Below are 18699 nucleotides of genomic sequence, written 5' to 3' on the forward strand. Positions count from 1 at the left end.
ATGAAAAAATACTTATCTCTTCTTTTTATGATCTGGGCATTGACTGCCTGCGAGACAGTGGTGGATGTGGATATTCCTTTTGAAAAACCAAATGTCACCATAGTTTCTAATCTTAAAGCAGGAGAGAGTCCTGAGGTGAGATTGACTTTCAGTAGGCATATTTTGGATAATAATTTTAGGTTTAACAGTATTCCAAATGCAGAGGTGAATCTAATAACTCCTTCGTCTAGCTTCCCCTTATCATATAATGTGACCTCAGAAACTTATGGCAATGAGTCAGTTGTATTGGAGGAACTGATAAATTATACCATTACTGTAGATGTGCCTGGATATGAACTTATTGAAGTGAATGAAACTATTCCCCAGCTCGTGCCCATTAAGGAATTTATAGTTCGGAATTCTTCTTCAGAAGATGGAAATATGCGAGATGAAATCAGTATTATTTTCGATGATCCTGTAGGAGAAAATTTTTATGAAATTACAGCATACCAAAAAAGAGTATTTACTTATAATGATCAGTTTGGCAATGAACGTGTTGAAACTCAGATTTACCCGATAGGCCTGAGAGCAAAAGACCCTGTATACCAACAGGAGTATAGTTGGAGGACAATTTTATTTAATGATAGGCTATTCGAAGGGAGGACTTTTGATATGGAAGTTATCACCTCTGGAAGTTTTTTCTCCATAGAAGAAAGAGAGCTTCCGGAGGGGATCAGTGTGGAGATTTTTTATGTTCTTAAATCTGTTTCAGAAAGCTATTTTCTCTACGAAAGCACCTTTAGTCTTCAAAACTACACCGATGGTGACCCATTTGCGCAGCCTGTTCAGGTCTATACCAATATAAAAGGTGGATTGGGGATTTTAAAAAGTGAAGCTACCTTTGAATTGGAAGTATCATCTTGGTGATCCACTACAAAGTTCATTTCCCAACCACTTTGATCAGTTTTCCCTGCTCAAGTTGATCATCCAGGTCCATTCCATTTAAGATCGCAAGTTCTTCAAACCTGTTTTGTGGTATGGAAAAATGCTGCAAGGCTTCCTGAAGCGTCATATCTCTTGGCGTGGTTTTGATCCTGACAACTTCCGGTTTTCTGTTAAGTTTATCTGCATCTTTCAGTTCCCTGAAGTCTCTCATGCTGCGTTGGAACTCGGGGAGATAATTGGGGAACTTGGATATTTCTGCGATTCCCATGGTATTGTAAATATTCCCATCGAATTGGATCATGGTAGAAATGACGCGCACTGTACCCTGTTCCTGTTTTTGGTCCGCAACAGTAATCATTGCGGGTAAGCCGTTAATTCTTTCTTCTTTAGATTCAACCTTTTCAAGCTTGTATTGCTCCAGAATTTTGTTTGTTGCTTCCTGAAGAGAATTGCCTGATGCCAGAGAGAGCATCATCAAGGCATCACCGCTTTTGGGAGCCATTTGAACTTGTTGTGGTGTATTCTGGAAGCTCCAGTCTTTAGGAACCTGGAATGAAAATTTCAAAACAGGGTGATAAAAAACATCATTTTCCAAAAACCCTTGATTTGGATCTTCTCCTAGAACAATACCATCTATTTTTTGCAGATAGCTGTTTCGGCTTACTTCCGCATTGGTCATTTTTAATTTTTCCTGCCATTCACCCGCCATTCTGGCTACAGTTACATTTCTTTCTGAGGGAGAAGGGTGGGTAGAAAGAAAATCAGGAATATCTCCTCCTCCTGATTTGGCTTGTTGCCTTTCCAATGTCCGGAAAAAACCGGCCATTTCTGTTGCATCATAGCCTATTCTGGAAGAATATTCTACTCCGAGCTTGTCAGACTGCCTTTCAGCATCTCTTCCGAAGCTCAACAATGCCAATTGCATGCCCTGAGAAAGCGGCTCCACAAATTGCCCCAATTCCGGCACAAGGATAACCCCTGCGATCATTCCCAACTGTCCAAGTATTTGATTGCGCTGTTGGATTACAGAGTGTCTAGCAGTGATGTGACCGATTTCGTGACCCAATACTCCGGCAAATTCGGCCTCATTGTTGAAATGCGCCATAATACCTCTGGTGAAGTAAACATATCCTCCAGGAACTGCAAAGGCATTGATCACTGGGGAGTCGACAATCTTAAATTCATAGTCTAAGTGGGGCCTATGTGAAATGGCAGCCATTTCCAGGCCTTTTTCTGTGATGAACTTTTGGAGTTGAGGATCTTCATAAAGTCCGAAAAAAGCCACAATCTGTGGATCTGATTCCCTGCCCATGGCAATTTCCTGGGCCTCTGACATGAATACAAGTTGTCTTTTTCCAGTGACAGGGTTACGGGCGCAACCACTGAACAGCAAAGTACTTATTACAAAACCAGTAAGCAGGAACGTAAGGAGTTTTTTCATTAGCTTAAGTATTTATCAGAATTATTGGGTGATGCATTGGGTGTAACTGATTTCAGATTTTTGATAGCAATAATGTGTCCAAATATAATGCTTGTCTAATACCTGTCATGCAGTCCTATACCACCTTTGATCTTCTGTTTGTACTTTTCTATTCGTGAGATTCTTGTTTTTACCTGCTTAGCTTGTGTGAAATGGATGATATATCCTCTTTGCCTTCCCTGAGTTAAAGAGAAAAATGCTTTTTCAAAGGAAGGATCCTCTTTGAAAGCATTAAGCAATTCTTCAGGAAGGGGTTCCGGATTTTTGACAGTTTCTACTTTCTTACCGCTATTTTCTATAGCTATGGCTTCCAAAATATAAGCTTTCAAAATATCCTTTAAGTTTTCGATTTTAGTCTTGTCAGAAAACCTGATCAGCCTAGCTTCTTGAATATTCCCTTGTTGCTCTAATATTTGGTGATCGTCTTTGAGTAATGCTCCCTTAAAAAAACCTATGTTAGCGGAATCCTTCAAGGCATTCACAGTAACAATATTTTTACCGTTCATTGTGTAAACCGGAACACCCCATTTGATTTCTTCTGCAAGTCCTGTCTCCAAAACGATCTGTCTGAGCATTTCCAGTTCCTTGACCCAGGGGAGTACTTTGCACTGAGGGGTTCCTCCGTATTTGCAACGCATACAGCCATCAACAAGGTATTTGTCAACTTTAGGGTTCAATTTCATAAGTTTTTGATTTTGCGGGTTATGTAAGGGTTTTATCAATATGCTTTCAACTTGTTTTTGGAAAATCCGAAATTTACACCAGCTAGCGCAATGATGTTGTTGAAATCTGTAAAGTTTTTACCAAAAGTCGAAGTCAAAAAAAGGGAATCTGAAATCCTATAACTTCCGATCAAGGCCAGGCGGTTGTCAGCGTATAGGCTTTCTGTAAAATTCAATCGTTGGATGTATTCCAGGGAAATACAAAAATTTGATATGTCATAGTTTGCCCTTGCGCCTATATCGAAAAGATCAATGTTGTCATTATACTCCTGGAAACGCTCATTTTTGATGTAACGGGTCAAGACTGTCATGTAAAAATCATCCCCACCAGGCCTGTAATTGAATGACAGCCAAGCTGCCCTCCTGTTTATTCCCAAATCACTAAAGGAATTGGTAAGGGAGCTTGCACCCATGGCTGCAGCTAGTTCTATGGTGAAAATCGGGAGTTCTATGTCTTCATTGATTATACTTACATACAAGTCTCGCAATACTTTGATGGCTTCTAAATTATCCATTGGGTCGATAAGGAGAGTTTCCAATTCAAGCCTGACGGAGTCGAGTTTCTCCACCCTGTTTTTTGAGTGGATTTGAAGCAATCGGGTCCTCAGACCTCCTGCCAGAAAAGTAGTGACGTCCGTATTGATTGTAGCTACTGAAACTGAAAGATTGTAAAGGATTGGGAATCTATTGCGGTACATTTTTTCGGCAGTCAGCTTGGGATGACTGAGCAACCAAAATGGGGCAAACTCAATGGCTCCACCGGAACCTTGGAAGAAACCTGCTATGCTCAAGCCGAAACCTTGTGGAGTTGTTGGCTTTTCAATGGTAGCTGGTGTTTTGTCCAAGAGTATAAAACCAGGCGAAGTTGGCGTGGCCAGTTCATTGAATTCAATACTCTCTGAACTACTTTGGGCATTGCTTATGCTCAAGGGACTTAATATAATCAGGAGAGAAACCAGAAGGCCAAATGCATATTTCGCTTTGAAGATTGCAAGTCCACCTTCGGGGACTTCCCCTTTATCAATTTTTGAAAAAAGCACTTTGTGGTCTTGGTCAAAAAAGGTGGTAGTGAGGACACACATATTGGTGAAGGCGTTGACATCAAGAATATTGGTATGAACTTCTAAAACTTTGCCTTTCAATTTATCCAAACTAGCTACATAAGTGGATTCTGATAGATTTCCCTTGGCTAAAACCTCACTTTCTACAAGGACTTTATTGCTTCCAACCTGCCCATTACCAATTTCTATGGTAAGGTAAATCTCATCTTTTTCGCCATTACAAGTAATCTGTCTTGGAATTGGCTTCAATTCATGTTCTTCAATTTCCATGATTATTTTGTTTTGCGTCAAAGCATTTATAAATCATTCATTATTGAAAAGGGTCTAAGTAATTTAATTAGTGTTTTTGGTATAATTGATTATTATTTAGTGAATTGTAAAAAATATTCACAACTTTTTTCTGATTTCCTTTTTTTGATCTCATTAAAAGCTTTAATTAAGTCCCTGAAAACTTTTGGTTTTCTTTTTAAAATTGAAAAAAAAGGCTTTACGGTATATAGTTTGCTTAAATTCTATTAGTTGTATTGCCATTAATTATTAATTTTATCTTTTAACATAAAACACAACGTATATGAAAAGTCTAATTGAAAAAATCAATGCTGAGTTTGAATCATTCAAGTCTGATGCAGCATTACAGGCCGAAAAAGGAAACAAAGCTGCCGGAACTAGAGCGCGTAAAGCAACTTTAGAATTGACTAAGCTAATGAAGGAATTCAGAAAAGAGTCTTTGGAAGCTTCCAAAAAATAAGTGCCCTTTTTACAGCATAGAGCTCCCCATTTTTGGGGAGTTTTTTTTAATTCTTGACAATTTCAAAGAAATAAGCATTACCATCAAGAGGTCTACTGTCAATCACCAACTCATTGGTTGAAATATCAAACATTATAAAACATTGGAGATCAGTATGATAAATTTAAATGAGATTGAAGTAAAATTAATCTGAATACCTATTGATTTTATTAACGGTGATTTAAGGTACTTAGATATTTGATTTTTTAAAAATGTCTTTTGGGTTTAGTTTAATAATCGATTTTTTAGGAGTTTGTATTTCTGTTTCCTATTTTCACATATTGAGACAATATAATCTCTACACAAACCTAAGCGCTATAACCTATGAAAAAGTTTTTTTTATCAAGCCTATTGATTTGTCTGGCTTATTACTCCGTATTTGCCCAAAAAGGAACCAAAGAACGTATTCAAATCCACAGTACAGCACTTGAGGGGAATTTAATTGGAGACCCTGCCGAGCGTGATGTAACGGTATACTTACCACCTTCTTACAATTCCAATCCAGAAAGCCGGTATCCTGTCCTGTATATGCTTCACGGTTTTACAGACACCGACGCCCAATGGTTTGGATGGGAGGATCATTGGATCAACCTCCAAACTGTAATTGAGGAATCCCTAGCCGAGGGACTTTCCAAAGAAATGATTGTAGTGATGCCCAATGCATATAACCGGTTTAAGGGAAGTATGTATGCCAGTTCAGTGACCATAGGCGATTGGGAAACATTTGTCACCAAAGAATTGGTCAGTCACATAGATGACAATTATCGGACGATTGCCAAGAAAGAGAGTAGGGGACTTGCCGGACATTCCATGGGAGGATATGGTACTTTGCGACTGGGAATGAAATACCCTGATGTATTTTCCTCCATTTATGCCATGAGTCCTTGTTGTATGGATGGCGGAGCCAGCACTGAAGAAGCGCTTATGGCCAAGTTGGAAAACTTTACCGTTGAGGACCTGGATGGTGCCAATTTCTTTGAGATCGCTACTTTGGCCACTTCTGCGGCATTTGCACCCAATCCTCAAAACCCACCATTTTACCTGGATCTTCCTGCTAAAAATGGAGAAGCAAGACAGGAAGTGATCAACAAAATCATTGCTAACCGAACGCTTAATTTCGTTGACCAATATGTCTTTCATCTTAAAAGACTAAAAGCAATTGCGATTGATGCAGGTCTACAGGACAGAGGGATCAGTGAAGCTACAAAAACACTTCATGGCATTTTGGAGGCTTATGAAATTCCCCATGTATACGAAAGCTATGAAGGGGATCACCTCAACCGTATCGCAGAAAGAATTCAGACCAAGGCACTTCCTTTTTTTACCAAAAACCTGGTGTTCCAAAGTACACTTTCTGAAATCATAGAGGACGGTGGAACGGGTGACTTCACTGCTATCATGGTGACAGAAGCTTCATTGCCAACCCATACTGTTTTTAAGCCACAGGATATGGGTAAGTTTGGTCAAAAAAACAAGCTCCCTATCATTGCCTGGGGAAATGGTGCTTGTTTCGATTCGCCCTTCGAGCACGTCAACTTTCTCAATGAAGTGGCTTCTCATGGATTTTTGGTAGTGGCTATTGGGAATATGCCTAAGCAAACAGATGTTCGCTCTCAGTCACACAAGCTTTTGGATGCGATTGACTGGGCGATTGCTCAAAACAGTGACCCGAAAAGCCCTTATTATCAAAAGCTGGATACCGAAAAAATTGCAGTGAGCGGCATGTCCTGCGGAGGTCTCCAAACACTTGAAGTGGCAGACGATCCCAGAATTTCCACGGTAGGAGTGTTCAACAGTGGGGTATTGCCCAATCCAGGTGCAGGGATGCCAGGCATGCCACAAGTGAGCAAAGAGCAGCTTGGAAATATCAAAGTACCCACACTGTATCTTTTGGGTGGGGAATCAGATATTGCCTATCGAAATGGAATGGACGATTTTGATCGCATCAACCATGTCCCTGTTTTTGTCGGTAATCTGGACGTAGGCCATGGAGGTACTTATGCCCAGCCCCACGGAGGAGACTATGCCAGGGTGGCCACACATTGGTACAAGTGGCAGCTAAAAGGGGACGAGAAAGCAGGTAAGCTATTTACCGGGAAAACACCTGGACTTTCAAAATATGAAGGTTGGAAATGGGACAAAAAGAACATGGATTGCATTTCTAAATAGTTTTATATAGGTTTGGGGAAACTTTAGGGGTGTCCTTTTCGGACTGAGATCATACCCTACGAACCTGATGCAGTTAGTACTGCCGAAGGGAAAAGTGAAATAATGCATGCCTTTCCAAGGCTGTGTTTTCGTTTTTTGATCCGTTTCTGCGGGCCATTCCTGAAGTGATTTATTTACCAAAATTTACTCAAGGATGGATATTACCGTAAACAATGAACCTCTTCAGATTTCGGGCTCCTGCTCAATTTCCCAGTTATTTCAAAACCATATCCAGATCAATGCCGCCGGAATTGCCGTGGCAGTGAATCAAACTGTGGTTCCCAAGGAAAATTGGGACGAGACTTTCATCAGTTCCGGGGATCAAGTCATCCTGATCAAAGCAACTCAAGGAGGATAAAACCACAGCAGCATGAAAAAAGAAAAAACACCACAGAACCAAATCATCACCACCAGTCCATTTCCCGCTTCTCAAAAGGTCTACTTAGATGGAGAGATCCATGCCATCAAAGTCCCTATGCGTGAAATTGCTCTTCATGATACCAAAATCCATTACAAAGGCGCAGCTGTCAGTCAAAACCCAGCAGTGACGGTGTATGACACCAGTGGCCCATATACCGACCCTTCTTATCAGGTAGATCTTGAAAAAGGACTGCCAAGGAATTTCGAAAAATGGATCCTGGACCGGAAAGATGTGGCCTATCTCGATGAAATCAGCTCCGAATACGGTCAGCAAAGGAAGCAGGACAGTTCGCTCGATTCCATTCGCTTTCCAAACATCAATAAGCCATTACGTGCCTTGCCAGGCAAAAATGTCTCACAGATGCACTATGCCAAGCAGGGCATAATCACTCCAGAGATGGAGTTTGTCGCCATCAGAGAGAATCAGCGTATAGCTGAAATGGGCAAAAAGGATGCTGCCAATCAGGCTTTATTGCACCAACACAAAGGCCATAGCTTCGGAGCCAATACGCCAAAGGGCTTGATCACTCCGGAATTTGTCCGTCAGGAAGTTGCTATGGGAAGGGCAGTCATTCCCGCCAATATCAACCATCCCGAGGTGGAACCGATGATCATTGGGAGGAATTTTCTGGTAAAAATCAATGCTAACATAGGCAATTCGGCAGTCAGCTCTAATATTGAGGAAGAAGTAGAAAAGGCAGTATGGGCCTGTAGATGGGGAGCGGATACGATTATGGACCTTTCTACAGGGAAAAACATCCACGAAACCAGGGAGTGGGTGATTAGAAATTCCCCGGTTCCGATCGGTACTGTTCCGATCTATCAGGCATTGGAAAAGGTAAACGGAAAAGCCGAGGACCTGACTTGGGAGTTGTTCAGAGATACCTTGATTGAGCAAGCAGAGCAGGGGGTGGATTACTTCACCATACATGCGGGTGTTTTGCTCAGGTACATTCCCCTCACTGCCAAAAGGGTGACAGGAATAGTTTCCCGTGGGGGTTCTATCATGGCCAAGTGGTGCTTGGCACATCATAAAGAGAACTTCCTTTATACCCATTTTGAAGAGATTTGTGAGATCATGAAGGCTTATAATGTGACTTTTTCTCTGGGAGATGGATTGAGACCGGGAAGTATAGCAGATGCCAATGATGCCGCCCAGTTTGGAGAATTGGAGACCTTGGGAGAACTGACCAAAATCGCTTGGAAGCATGATGTTCAGACGATCATCGAAGGGCCAGGGCATGTGCCTATGCACCTGATCAAGGAAAATATGGACAAGCAGCTTGCAAATTGTGGGGAAGCACCTTTCTATACATTGGGCCCTTTGACTACAGATATCGCTCCAGGCTATGATCACATCACTTCTGCCATCGGCGCAGCGATGATCGGCTGGTATGGTACGGCGATGCTTTGCTATGTTACTCCCAAGGAACACCTGGGGCTACCCAACAAAAAAGATGTGAAAGATGGGGTCATTACCTACAAAATCGCAGCCCATGCCGCTGACTTGGCCAAAGGACATCCCGGAGCTCAATACAGAGACAATGCCTTGAGCAAGGCACGATTTGAGTTCAGGTGGGAAGACCAGTTCAATCTTTCCCTTGATCCCGATACCGCGAAGTCATTCCATGATGAAACTTTGCCAGCCGAAGGGGCCAAAATCGCTCACTTCTGCTCCATGTGCGGACCAAATTTCTGCTCTATGAAAATCACCCAGGACGTGAGGAAATACGCAGCTGAAAACGACCTGGAGGAAAAGGAAGCCCTCGATAAAGGCCTTGAGGAAAAGGCCAGGGAGTTTAAAGAGAAAGGCAGTGAAATCTACCTCTGATCTGGAGCTGATCGTCATTTCATCTCCTGCACCTGTCTCAAATGAAGCCGATGTCATCCAAAAGCTGTTTGAGGCAGGTATGGAGCTTTTCCATTTGAGAAAGCCTGACTTGGATCGAGTTGCTTTCCGCAAGTTGCTTGCTCAGATCGATAGCAAATATTGCAACAGGGTGTCCATCCATCAGCACCATGATCTGGCGGAAGATTTCGGGATCAAGAGGCTTCACTTTACCGAGTGGAAAAGGAAAAATACTGCAAAAGATGAACTCCTTGGATTGAAAGAAAAAGGGATGAAAATCAGCACTTCAATTCATGATTTAGGTTTGCTTTCCAGTCTGGCCCATTTCGATTATGTCTTTTTCAGCCCTGTGTTTGACAGCATTTCCAAGAAGGGATATAGCAGTAGTTTGGAAAAAGGTTTTAGGCATGTGAAGCCTGTTGGTTCTCCCAAGGTAATGGCTCTTGGAGGTGTGGAATTGAAAAATCTCTATCAGATCAAAGCCATGGGTTTTGACGGTGCAGCTGTTTTGGGGGCGATTTGGAATCAGACCGAAAAAGAAAGGCCAAAAATCCTTCAAGCGCTTATGAAAAAGGAAATAAACAAACTCCACTATATCTCTCAAGAGCCACCCTTCCATTCCCACCTAGAGTCCATCCTGCATGCGTTAGAGGCGGGTTGTAAATGGGTACAGCTGAGAGTGAAAAATCTGCAGGAGCAGGAGGTGTTGGACATTGCCAAGGTAGCAAGGCAACTGTGCGCTGAGCATCAGGCACAATTGATCATCAATGATTACGTAAATGTGGCCAAAGAAGTGAATGCAGATGGGGTGCATGTCGGATTGAATGACATGTCTGTGGCAGCAGCCAGGCAAATTCTGGGGCCTGATAAAATCATCGGAGCCACAGCCAATACCATAGATCAGGTGATCATGCATGCCAAAGCCAAGCCAGATTACATAGGAATTGGCCCTTTTAGGTTTACCCGTACCAAGGAAAAACTCAGTCCCATACTGGGTTTGGAAGGCTATGCCAGTATCCTGAATGCCATGAACAGCCTGGGAATTCATATTCCGGTAATCGCTGTTGGAGGTATCCTAAGTTCGGATGTGCCCGCCTTGCTGGACCTAGGTGTACATGGAGTGGCTATCTCAGGTGACATCAACCATGCCACTGATATGGAAAGCAAAGTAGAAGAGATCTATCAAATGCTACAGCTAGCAAAATAAATAGAACAAGTATGCAACAAGACATCAAGAAACTAAAAATAGGAGGGGTTGAATTCAGTTCAAGGCTCTTCACGGGTACAGGCAAATTCAGCTCCACAGAAATGATGGAACAATCTATTCTGGCATCAGGATCTGAGTTGGTGACGGTGGCATTAAAGCGTGTTGATGTGAGAAATCACGAGCAGGATGACCTGCTGGACAAGCTTCGGCATCCACACATCAAGCTGCTCCCCAACACCTCTGGAGTCAGAAATGCCAAGGAAGCCATATTTGCCGCACAATTGGCCCGGGAAGCTTTGGGTACCAACTTGATCAAATTGGAGATTCATCCAGACCCCAAGTACCTGATGCCGGATCCCATCGAGACGCTACAGGCTACAGAAGCTTTGGCAAAGCTGGGCTTCGTAGTGATGCCCTATATCCATGCCGATCCGGTCTTATGCAAAAGACTGGAAGATGCAGGCACTGCAGCTGTCATGCCTTTGGGCTCTCCAATAGGGAGCAACAAAGGCCTAAAAACCATGGATTTTCTGGAGATCATCATAGAGCAAAGCAATGTTCCTGTCATCGTAGATGCAGGAATCGGCGCACCTTCCGATGCTGCCAAGGCCATGGAAATGGGAGCCGATGCTGTTTTGGTCAATACAGCCATTGCTGTTTCTCCAGATCCGATTGCCATGGGAGAAGCTTTTAAATTGGCGGTAATTGCTGGTAGGATGGCCCATGAAGCCAAGTTAGCCCCCCAGTATTCTAGCGCACATGCCAGTAGTCCCCTAACCTCTTTTTTGTATGACTGAATTCAAAGCGCTATTTGATACTTACTCTTGGGAAGAGGTGAAGCAGAGCATATATGCCAAAACAGCTGCTGATGTGGAGCGGGCTTTGTCTGCGGGCAAGAGGAGCTTGGAGGATTTCAAGGCACTAATCTCTCCTGCGGCTGAACCCTATCTGGAGCGAATGGCACAGATGAGCCATGCGATCAGTCAAAAGCGATTTGGTAAAGTCATCCAACTGTATGTCCCCTTGTACTTGTCCAACGAGTGCAATAATATCTGTACTTACTGTGGATTTAGCTTTGACAACAAAGTCAGGAGAAAAACTTTGTCCGAAAAGGAAATCCTAAGGGAGGTGGCCGCGATCAAAGAGATGGGCTATGACCATGTGCTTTTGGTGACGGGGGAGGCCAACCATACCGTGCATGTGGATTACTTCAAAAAGGCTTTGGATTTGGTCATGCCGCATTTTTCCAATGTGTCCATGGAGGTGCAACCATTGGATCAGGATGAATATGAAGCTTTGATTCCCAGGGGGCTGCATGCTGTCTTGGTCTATCAGGAAACCTACCATCGGGAAGATTATAAAATTCATCATCCCAAGGGGAAAAAATCAAATTTTAACTACAGATTGGGCACACCGGATAGGTTGGGGAGAGCAGGGATCCATAAAATGGGTCTTGGGGTCTTGATTGGCTTGGAGGACTGGAGGACGGATTCTTTTTTCACCGCCTTGCATTTGTCTTATTTGGAAAAGCAATATTGGAAAAGCAAGTACAGCATTTCCTTTCCAAGGTTGAGGCCATTCTCCGGTGGATTGGAACCAAAAGTCAACATGAGTGACCGTGAATTGGTACAATTGATCTGCGCTTACCGGATTTTCAATGAAGAAGTGGAGCTTTCGCTCTCTACCAGGGAATCTGAGGTATTCAGGAACAATGTCCTCAAACTTGGGATCACTTCCATGAGCGCAGGCTCTAAGACCAACCCAGGTGGTTATGCTGTGGAACCTCAGGCTTTGGAGCAATTTGAAATTGATGATGAGCGCAGTCCGGCCCAAATTGCCCAAATGATCAAAGCCCAAGGCTATGAACCCGTATGGAAAGATTGGGATGTCGCCCTCAGTTAATAATTGAAAATCTATGGAAAATCAGGAAGAGAGCAAAAGATACATCCGCCAGACTATGCTGCCTGAATTTGGCCCCGCAGGTCAGAAGAAGCTGAATCAGGCCAAAGTCTTGGTCGTAGGAGCGGGAGGCTTGGGCTGTCCCATTTTACAATATTTGGCAGCTGCCGGGGTAGGGCATTTGGGAATTATCGACGATGATCAGGTATCCCTGAGCAATCTTCACAGGCAGATTCTTTACCATGCCGGAGATATCGGGAAAAATAAGGCCAGTACAGCTGCGGAAAGGATTGATGTCATCAATCCTTATGTGAAGACAGTTCCCCACTGTGTCAGGCTAGGGGAGTCGAATGCCAAAGCGCTGTTTGAAGGTTATGATCTGGTCATTGATGGTTCTGATAATTTCAGCACTAGGTACCTGGTCAATGATACCTGTGTGGCATTAGGAATTCCCTTGATTTTTGGATCTATTCTGAAGTTTGAGGGGCAGGTCTCCGTGTTCAATTATCAGGATGGCCCAGAATACAGGGATTTATTCCCCGAACCACCGCCAGCCGATGAAGTGCCCAACTGCTCCGAAATAGGGGTGATCGGAATCTTGCCGGGTCTGATTGGCATGTATATGGCCAATGAAGCCATCAAAGTAATTTGTGGCATAGGGCAGACCTTGTCCGGCAAGTTGCTGGTCTTGGATACTTTGAGCAATTCAAATTTGGTATTTGATATCCCGAAAAAGAAAAAGAAGGGGACTCCTATAATCCATCAAGCACCCTTGGAATATCAGGAAATCAACCACAGTACTTACCTGGCCATGCTAGAAGCAGATTCTGAGGGCATAGCAATAGTGGATGTCAGAGAGGAAGCAGAATTTCAGCGCTACAATATGGGAGGAATCAATATTCCACTCCAAGAATTGGCGGATAGATTGGACGAGATACCTAAAGACAAGCCTTTGCTCGTATGTTGCCAAAGTGGTATCAGAAGTCAATCAGCGGCAAGCTTCCTGAGCAGACATTTTTTACAAGACGTGTATAGCCTGATTGGCGGACTGAGTCAGGTACCGGAGGAGTTTTTGGAGGGTTGAAGTATTCATCGTTTATGATGCGCAAGCAAATTTCTTAGGGTGATTTAGGATTGTAATTTTTATTTTCTTAGTTTCAGTAGTCGTTTTTGCAAACAATATCATCAAAAACTTAGAAATGAATATTTTATTAAATTCTATACTATTTTTCACTTTATTAATAAATCCAATCCTGGAGGGAAGGTGGATTATTGAAAGGTTTATAACCTTTGAAATTGTCATCAATTCAAAAAACTTTCAAAGTTTAGACGCTGAACAACAAATAAGGGGTTTAGAAATGTACAACTTATATTTGGAGGGAGTTGATTTAAATTTCACAGCTGATACTGTATATTTTAAAGACTTGAAAAACGAAAAAATTATCGACAAAATAGGTCTCTGGTATATTGATAAGGATACTTTAAACATAAATGATTTGGAAGTTATGGCTACCTATAAATATTACATAGAAACTTTATCAGAATGTAACCTTCATCTTATTCCGGTTCTTCCCAGAGGTTTAGTAAGCAAAGGGGGAAGTACATTCATAAAGGACACTTGTTCTTAGTAGAGGAATTTGAGATTCGATAAGTAATTTGAGGTTTGTTAAATTTTTAAAATTTATTTGACCTATTCGGCTAATTTTTCAATTCCTGCACTTCTAGCTGATATTTGGCGTTAGCGCAAGACGAAGAATGCCCACCCTGCATTCAAGCTACTCGTTAATCCTGATAACTATCAAAATCACTGAGGCTAGGCCTTACGCTTGTCCCCATCTCATTATTTTTTGAACCTTTCCAGTAGTCGGGAGTGACTCCCCTTCATAATCAGATCAAATGCTAAAAGCCTCATAAAAGACAGTAAGGTTACCAACTGAGCACCACTAAAGACTTAACCCCTTTGGTCAGGATGAAAACTGGATTGAACTGTACAGCTAGGTATAACTCGGATTTCTAATAAATCCTTTATGAATAGTGGTCCTTAGCGTTAAGCACTACGACGGCAGATTCCAACACTTCGTAAACAAGTCAGTGTTCCTTGTTTATCCTACGTGACCAAAGACCTGATAGGCCATGCTTTAGCGGTTCCGGTTTTCCAGTACCTGAAAAAAGATGTTCGGTTAGTTCTTCTAGAAGTATCGCTAATTTGTTCAAAAGAGGTTTATTACCTGATTTTTTGTGAAAGGCAATATCTTCCAGTGCACGTTTGGTAAAATCTAAACGGTAAGTCATTCTAATTCCAAAAAGGTTTTTATATCCTTTTTCTCGATACTAATAAAGTCCCCTTTTTTGTGCTGTTCCTTACTTTCTTGAATTTTGGCTATGAACTCAGGATTATATGGGCTTTCTTTAGCAACCTCAAACTTGATTTTAAGGGCCTTAGCAAAAGCTTTCAAGGCATCTTCTTGTTCTCTTGTTTCGGTATGATGATAATGGTGTTGTTCATTTAGATAGTATTGAATTGTGCTAAAATAGGTAGTTGAAACTTTAAACTATTTAGGCTATAACCCTAAACATTTACCAAAACGCCGTATTTTACCTTAGTTTTTTTAGGAATTCGCCCATAGACAAATAAGCTTTTCAAATATAATAACCTTCTCTGAACTTAAAAAGTTGAGCCTTTTTGCATTGAGATATTCCCATCAAGGTGAAATTTAGCCTGTGGCTAGATACAGAATGCACGACTTTTTATACAGGCTACTCGCCAATTCCGGTAACCTCCTTAGAATCGATCAGGAGAATTTAAGACTTGGTTCTCATCTTTTAAAAAACGTTGAATTGCTTTCACCACCTTTTCAGGCTCTTCTTCCTGCGGGAAATGTCCTGAAGCCTCAAGCTGATATACATCTGCATCAGGAAAGCCTTCTTGGAATTTTTTAAGATTGGTAGGAGTGATTATGGGATCTGCCATGCCCCAAATGAACAGGACCGGTATGTCTTGCAGTTTTTCTTTTTGCTGCCACATGGATTCGAACCAGTCCTGATCATTTAATAATGACTTGGCAAAAGCTAAGGCCCCGTTTCTTTCAGATGCTTTGGAAAAGGATTTTCTGTAATGTTTCAGGATTTTTGATTCCGGCTTATTTTTCGGCCCAAATGATTTGGGCAGAATAAATCTTGGGGAAAAATTAAGTCTTCTGTACAGAAAAGGGAGTAGGGGACTTCTCAGAATTTTGGCAAATTTTTCGTATTCAGGTTCTCCCTTGGAGCTCCAAAGCCAAGAATTCATAATTATGAGACCCTTTACCCTTTCCGGATATTTTAATGCAAAGGCCATTCCTATTGGGCCACCAAAGTCATGCAGTACTAAGGTGATATTTTGTAAGTCTTTTTTGAGAATAAATTGCTCCAGCGTATGGGAATGATTTTGAGTGCTATAATCATAATCTTTTGGCTTGTCCGATAGCCCAAAACCAATATGGTCTATGGCCATACACCTGTTTTCCTGTTGCAGCCCTTTGATTACTTTTCTGAAATCAAAACTCCAAGAAGGGGTGCCATGAACGAAAAGAATGATCTCACCCGCTCCTTCATCGATGTAATTCATTTGATGTCCATTGACCTGGAATTGGCGGAGAGTAAATGGATATTCGGTTTTATCCAACCATGGATGTTGTGCTGTAGCCGTCATCATATTTATGCTTAGCGTGAGTAAAATGACCAATAGATTGATATGCATGATTTATGAATTGCATGCAATATCCTGTCAGATGGGGAAAAAAATCTTGGTCTAAACCAATTTCTAAATTTTAATGGAATTGATGAGTTTGCTGAAATTAGTGGGATCTATGCCCAAATAGGAAGCCAGGTATTTTTGAGGTGCCAGCTGCAAAAGATGCGGACTGCGGGCACAAAAAGATCGAAAACGCTCTTGCATATTCTCGGACTGCATCTCCAGTTGCCTGTCCAAAACGCCTGCTAAAATCAATTCTGTCATTTTTCTAAAAAGTGTTTCGATATCCCTATATTCCAAAAAAAGCCCTTGCAAGTCTTTATGGCTGAGTGCCAATACTTCACTATCACTCAGGCAAGTAAGGCTGTATTTTGATGGTTTCTGCAAAAGGAAAGAATCAGGAATGGCGCAAAAATCCGGTGGATAGGTGAAGGCCATGACATGCAACTTTTGGCTGTTTTCAAAAAATGCCATTTGTACCCCTTTTTGTATAAAGTATAACTCTTTCTGAATTTCTCCAGGAACAAGAAGGTTACTGCCTTTAGGAAAAGATTTGGGTTCAAAACAAGAGTTCAGCGCTTCAAAACTTCCTTTGGAAAGTTTTGATATGCTGTTCAGCTTTTCGAATAAAGGAGGGATATAACTCATTGATTTTCAAACCTTTTGTAATTTTCATGCCTAAATCAAATTTCTTAAATTTTATCTGTTGAAAGGCAATTCATTGACCCAATGGAAGCCTCTGTTCATCAATAAATAATCTTCTTTGAGTTTTCTTCTGGTCAAAAATGTAGCATATCTTTCGCCTAATTCAAATGCCATTGAATATGCACCGCTTTCGAGTTCATTTATTTTAAGGGTAAAAGGTTGTTCCTGATCATGCTGGGACAGAAAATTAAGCTCTCCCTCATTCCAAATATTATCAATGCTGTAAAATTCTCTATCTCTATTTGTGTTAACACAGATAATTGATTTTCCTTGTATAATGATTTTCTCCCATTTTGAAAATCTTCCACTCGCTTCATTTTCTGCAAGTTGGTATTCTGTTATTTCATAGACACCTTCCCACTCGTTAGGGTAGGTCCGGAACTCCTGACTTTGGATGTGTCCTATCAACATCCCTAACGGTACAATTCCAACAAAATATACTTTGGCACCCCAATAGGCGAATTTTCTCTTTTTATTATAAAGTGGATATTTAATTGTACTGACCATTGAAGCTTTGTGCAGAAGGAAAAAATCTATCAAAGCCCTGAGATAAGGTAGGGCTATCAAGATGGAAAAGAACAAAAGATGTCCCGAAAAAAGCTTGACAGGCACATCAAAGGATAAATTGACTATAAAAATATTTGTTGTAACAGCGATAGCTATCAAGGCTCCCAGCAATTGGGTTGTCCTAAAAAGCAACAATACACCGGCGAGAATTTCAGAAATACCCATAAATGCCTTGTAAAGGTCTGAATAACCGAAAAATCTCCAGGCCAGTCCCATTGGTGAAAAGTCTCCATAAGAACTTTCCAAGGCAAGGTAACTAGGGCCTGGAAACTGTCCTAGAAGGAATTTGATCACTCCGTAGGAAATCAGGGTCAAGCCTACAAAATATCTCATGTAAACAAGGATAAACTTGTAAAATAGGTTGAGTTTAAACCGGTTTCGAACAAGGATCAATATTGGAATCAATATCAAAATGGCCAGTAGGGCATAGCTCAGGATAGAAATATAATCCAAAGTCGTATCACCACTGCCATTCATTGGTACATATTCGAGATGCTCAAAACCTAGAATATACTTACCTACAAACAAATTTAGACTTCCTTTGACCTTATCTATAGGTTGGGTAATATACATACTTCCATAAGGAAAGTGGTGGAGAGGAAAAGGGAATATGTAAATCAGTACGTAAAGCCCAATGTATGTTTTAATGGCAGTAATCAAAAAGGAAAGCTTATTCATGTGCAAAATTATTTTTACCAGCGATGGAGAATCTTCTAATATAACTATATTTTTTATATGCATATTACTATACCAATGCTCCTGATATCAGGATTTTCAGCCATAATTATTGCTTTGGTAAGTGTTGGCTATCAAGCGACAAAAGCAGCTTTGATGAATCCGGTAAAAAGCCTGAGGAGCGGGGAATAAAAGACCATTTTCAATTATCCCTACTCCTGACTTTTTCTAAATATGCCACAACTTACTGATAGGTAGGGATTTTAAAACAAAAACCTCCAGGTTAAATGAATGGGTTTTACCATCTCTACATTTTCTGCCAAAAGGGGAGAATTGAATTGATAGGTAAATCCAAAAGTTGAGGCATTGAGGATTTCCAGTTTTTTGAAGTAATTCCCTTTAAATCCAAGCATCAGTTCTGCTTGTAGGTTAAATGGTCTGGCCACTTCTGATAAATTAATG

20 protein-coding genes and 1 riboswitch are annotated in these 18699 nt (G+C 41.4%); of the genes, 11 read left to right on the forward strand and 9 right to left on the reverse strand.

Features of this window, described 5'->3' with window-relative positions:
- The gene (locus tag A33Q_RS17950) at positions 1 to 906 is read left to right on the forward strand and encodes a DUF4249 family protein (RefSeq protein ID WP_009035079.1); all 906 of its coding nucleotides are present in this window, start codon (positions 1 to 3) and stop codon (positions 904 to 906) included.
- 13 nt (positions 907 to 919) lie between these two features.
- Here A33Q_RS17950 and A33Q_RS17955 read toward each other — a convergent pair whose 3' ends face one another.
- The 3 genes from A33Q_RS17955 to A33Q_RS17965 all read right to left on the reverse strand — a co-directional run bounded on the left by A33Q_RS17955 (position 920) and on the right by A33Q_RS17965 (position 4457).
- Complete coding sequence (locus tag A33Q_RS17955) at positions 920 to 2365, reverse strand: M48 family metalloprotease (RefSeq protein WP_009035080.1); 1446 nt, start codon at positions 2363 to 2365, stop codon at positions 920 to 922.
- Between the two features lie 95 nt (positions 2366 to 2460).
- Positions 2461 to 3087, reverse strand: a complete 627-nt coding sequence (locus A33Q_RS17960; protein ID WP_009035081.1) for a YdeI/OmpD-associated family protein — start codon at positions 3085 to 3087, stop codon at positions 2461 to 2463.
- Positions 3088 to 3122: 35 nt separating this feature from the next.
- Entirely contained in the window at positions 3123 to 4457 is a 1335-nt protein-coding gene (locus A33Q_RS17965; RefSeq protein ID WP_009035082.1) for a hypothetical protein, read from the reverse strand.
- A gap of 301 nt (positions 4458 to 4758) precedes the next feature.
- Here A33Q_RS17965 and A33Q_RS17975 point away from each other — a divergent pair, with 301 nt between their 5' ends.
- From A33Q_RS17975 to A33Q_RS18015, 9 genes are all read left to right on the forward strand, one after another.
- Positions 4759 to 4935, forward strand: coding sequence for a histone H1 (locus A33Q_RS17975; RefSeq protein WP_009035084.1), 177 nt, complete (start codon positions 4759 to 4761; stop codon positions 4933 to 4935).
- Positions 4936 to 5298: 363 nt separating this feature from the next.
- Complete coding sequence (locus A33Q_RS17980; RefSeq protein ID WP_009035085.1) at positions 5299 to 7143, forward strand: alpha/beta hydrolase-fold protein; 1845 nt, start codon at positions 5299 to 5301, stop codon at positions 7141 to 7143.
- 15 nt (positions 7144 to 7158) lie between these two features.
- Positions 7159 to 7251, forward strand: a riboswitch (TPP riboswitch).
- Between the two features lie 85 nt (positions 7252 to 7336).
- Positions 7337 to 7540, forward strand: a complete 204-nt coding sequence (gene thiS, locus A33Q_RS17985; protein ID WP_009035086.1) for a sulfur carrier protein ThiS — start codon at positions 7337 to 7339, stop codon at positions 7538 to 7540.
- A gap of 12 nt (positions 7541 to 7552) precedes the next feature.
- On the forward strand, positions 7553 to 9433 hold the full coding sequence (thiC, locus tag A33Q_RS17990; protein ID WP_016255520.1) for a phosphomethylpyrimidine synthase ThiC: 1881 nt from the start codon (positions 7553 to 7555) through the stop codon (positions 9431 to 9433).
- Complete coding sequence (locus tag A33Q_RS21890; RefSeq protein ID WP_009035088.1) at positions 9417 to 10658, forward strand: thiamine phosphate synthase; 1242 nt, start codon at positions 9417 to 9419, stop codon at positions 10656 to 10658. The genes thiC and A33Q_RS21890 overlap by 17 nt, the downstream gene beginning before the upstream one ends.
- Before the next feature lie 11 nt (positions 10659 to 10669).
- On the forward strand, positions 10670 to 11455 hold the full coding sequence (locus A33Q_RS18000; protein ID WP_009035089.1) for a thiazole synthase: 786 nt from the start codon (positions 10670 to 10672) through the stop codon (positions 11453 to 11455).
- Complete coding sequence (gene thiH, locus A33Q_RS18005; protein ID WP_009035090.1) at positions 11448 to 12560, forward strand: 2-iminoacetate synthase ThiH; 1113 nt, start codon at positions 11448 to 11450, stop codon at positions 12558 to 12560. Before A33Q_RS18000 ends, thiH begins: the two co-directional genes overlap by 8 nt.
- Positions 12561 to 12573: 13 nt before the next feature.
- Positions 12574 to 13641 (forward strand): HesA/MoeB/ThiF family protein, encoded by a 1068-nt coding sequence (moeB, locus tag A33Q_RS18010; protein WP_009035091.1) that lies wholly within the window; start codon positions 12574 to 12576, stop codon positions 13639 to 13641.
- A gap of 115 nt (positions 13642 to 13756) precedes the next feature.
- The gene (locus tag A33Q_RS18015; RefSeq protein WP_009035092.1) at positions 13757 to 14185 is read left to right on the forward strand and encodes a hypothetical protein; all 429 of its coding nucleotides are present in this window, start codon (positions 13757 to 13759) and stop codon (positions 14183 to 14185) included.
- Positions 14186 to 14645: 460 nt separating this feature from the next.
- Here A33Q_RS18015 and A33Q_RS18020 read toward each other — a convergent pair whose 3' ends face one another.
- The 5 genes from A33Q_RS18020 to A33Q_RS18035 all read right to left on the reverse strand — a co-directional run bounded on the left by A33Q_RS18020 (position 14646) and on the right by A33Q_RS18035 (position 18240).
- Positions 14646 to 14849: a Txe/YoeB family addiction module toxin gene (locus A33Q_RS18020; protein WP_009035093.1), complete on the reverse strand. Its 204-nt coding sequence runs from the start codon at positions 14847 to 14849 to the stop codon at positions 14646 to 14648.
- Complete coding sequence (locus A33Q_RS22240) at positions 14846 to 15079, reverse strand: DUF2683 family protein (protein ID WP_051394889.1); 234 nt, start codon at positions 15077 to 15079, stop codon at positions 14846 to 14848. Before A33Q_RS22240 ends, A33Q_RS18020 begins: the two co-directional genes overlap by 4 nt.
- A 260-nt stretch (positions 15080 to 15339) precedes the next feature.
- Complete coding sequence (locus tag A33Q_RS18025; protein WP_084328507.1) at positions 15340 to 16296, reverse strand: alpha/beta fold hydrolase; 957 nt, start codon at positions 16294 to 16296, stop codon at positions 15340 to 15342.
- Positions 16297 to 16359: 63 nt separating this feature from the next.
- A complete protein-coding gene (locus tag A33Q_RS18030) occupies positions 16360 to 16938 on the reverse strand; it encodes a Crp/Fnr family transcriptional regulator (protein WP_009035095.1) in 579 nt (192 codons plus the stop codon).
- Positions 16939 to 16989: 51 nt separating this feature from the next.
- Positions 16990 to 18240 carry a hypothetical protein gene (locus tag A33Q_RS18035; RefSeq protein ID WP_009035096.1) on the reverse strand — a complete coding sequence of 417 codons (1251 nt, stop codon included), beginning with the start codon at positions 18238 to 18240 and terminating at the stop codon, positions 16990 to 16992.
- A 57-nt stretch (positions 18241 to 18297) separates the two neighbouring features.
- Here A33Q_RS18035 and A33Q_RS22505 point away from each other — a divergent pair, with 57 nt between their 5' ends.
- Positions 18298 to 18429 (forward strand): hypothetical protein, encoded by a 132-nt coding sequence (locus tag A33Q_RS22505; protein WP_262489365.1) that lies wholly within the window; start codon positions 18298 to 18300, stop codon positions 18427 to 18429.
- 71 nt (positions 18430 to 18500) lie between these two features.
- Here the strand turns inward: A33Q_RS22505 and A33Q_RS22245 are convergent.
- Positions 18501 to 18699 (reverse strand): hypothetical protein (locus A33Q_RS22245; protein ID WP_040490665.1); only part of this gene is annotated, 199 nt, incomplete at its 5' end.

Origin of the sequence: Indibacter alkaliphilus LW1, from assembly GCF_000295935.2 — a bacterium.
In the GTDB taxonomy this organism is placed as follows: domain Bacteria; phylum Bacteroidota; class Bacteroidia; order Cytophagales; family Cyclobacteriaceae; genus Indibacter; species Indibacter alkaliphilus.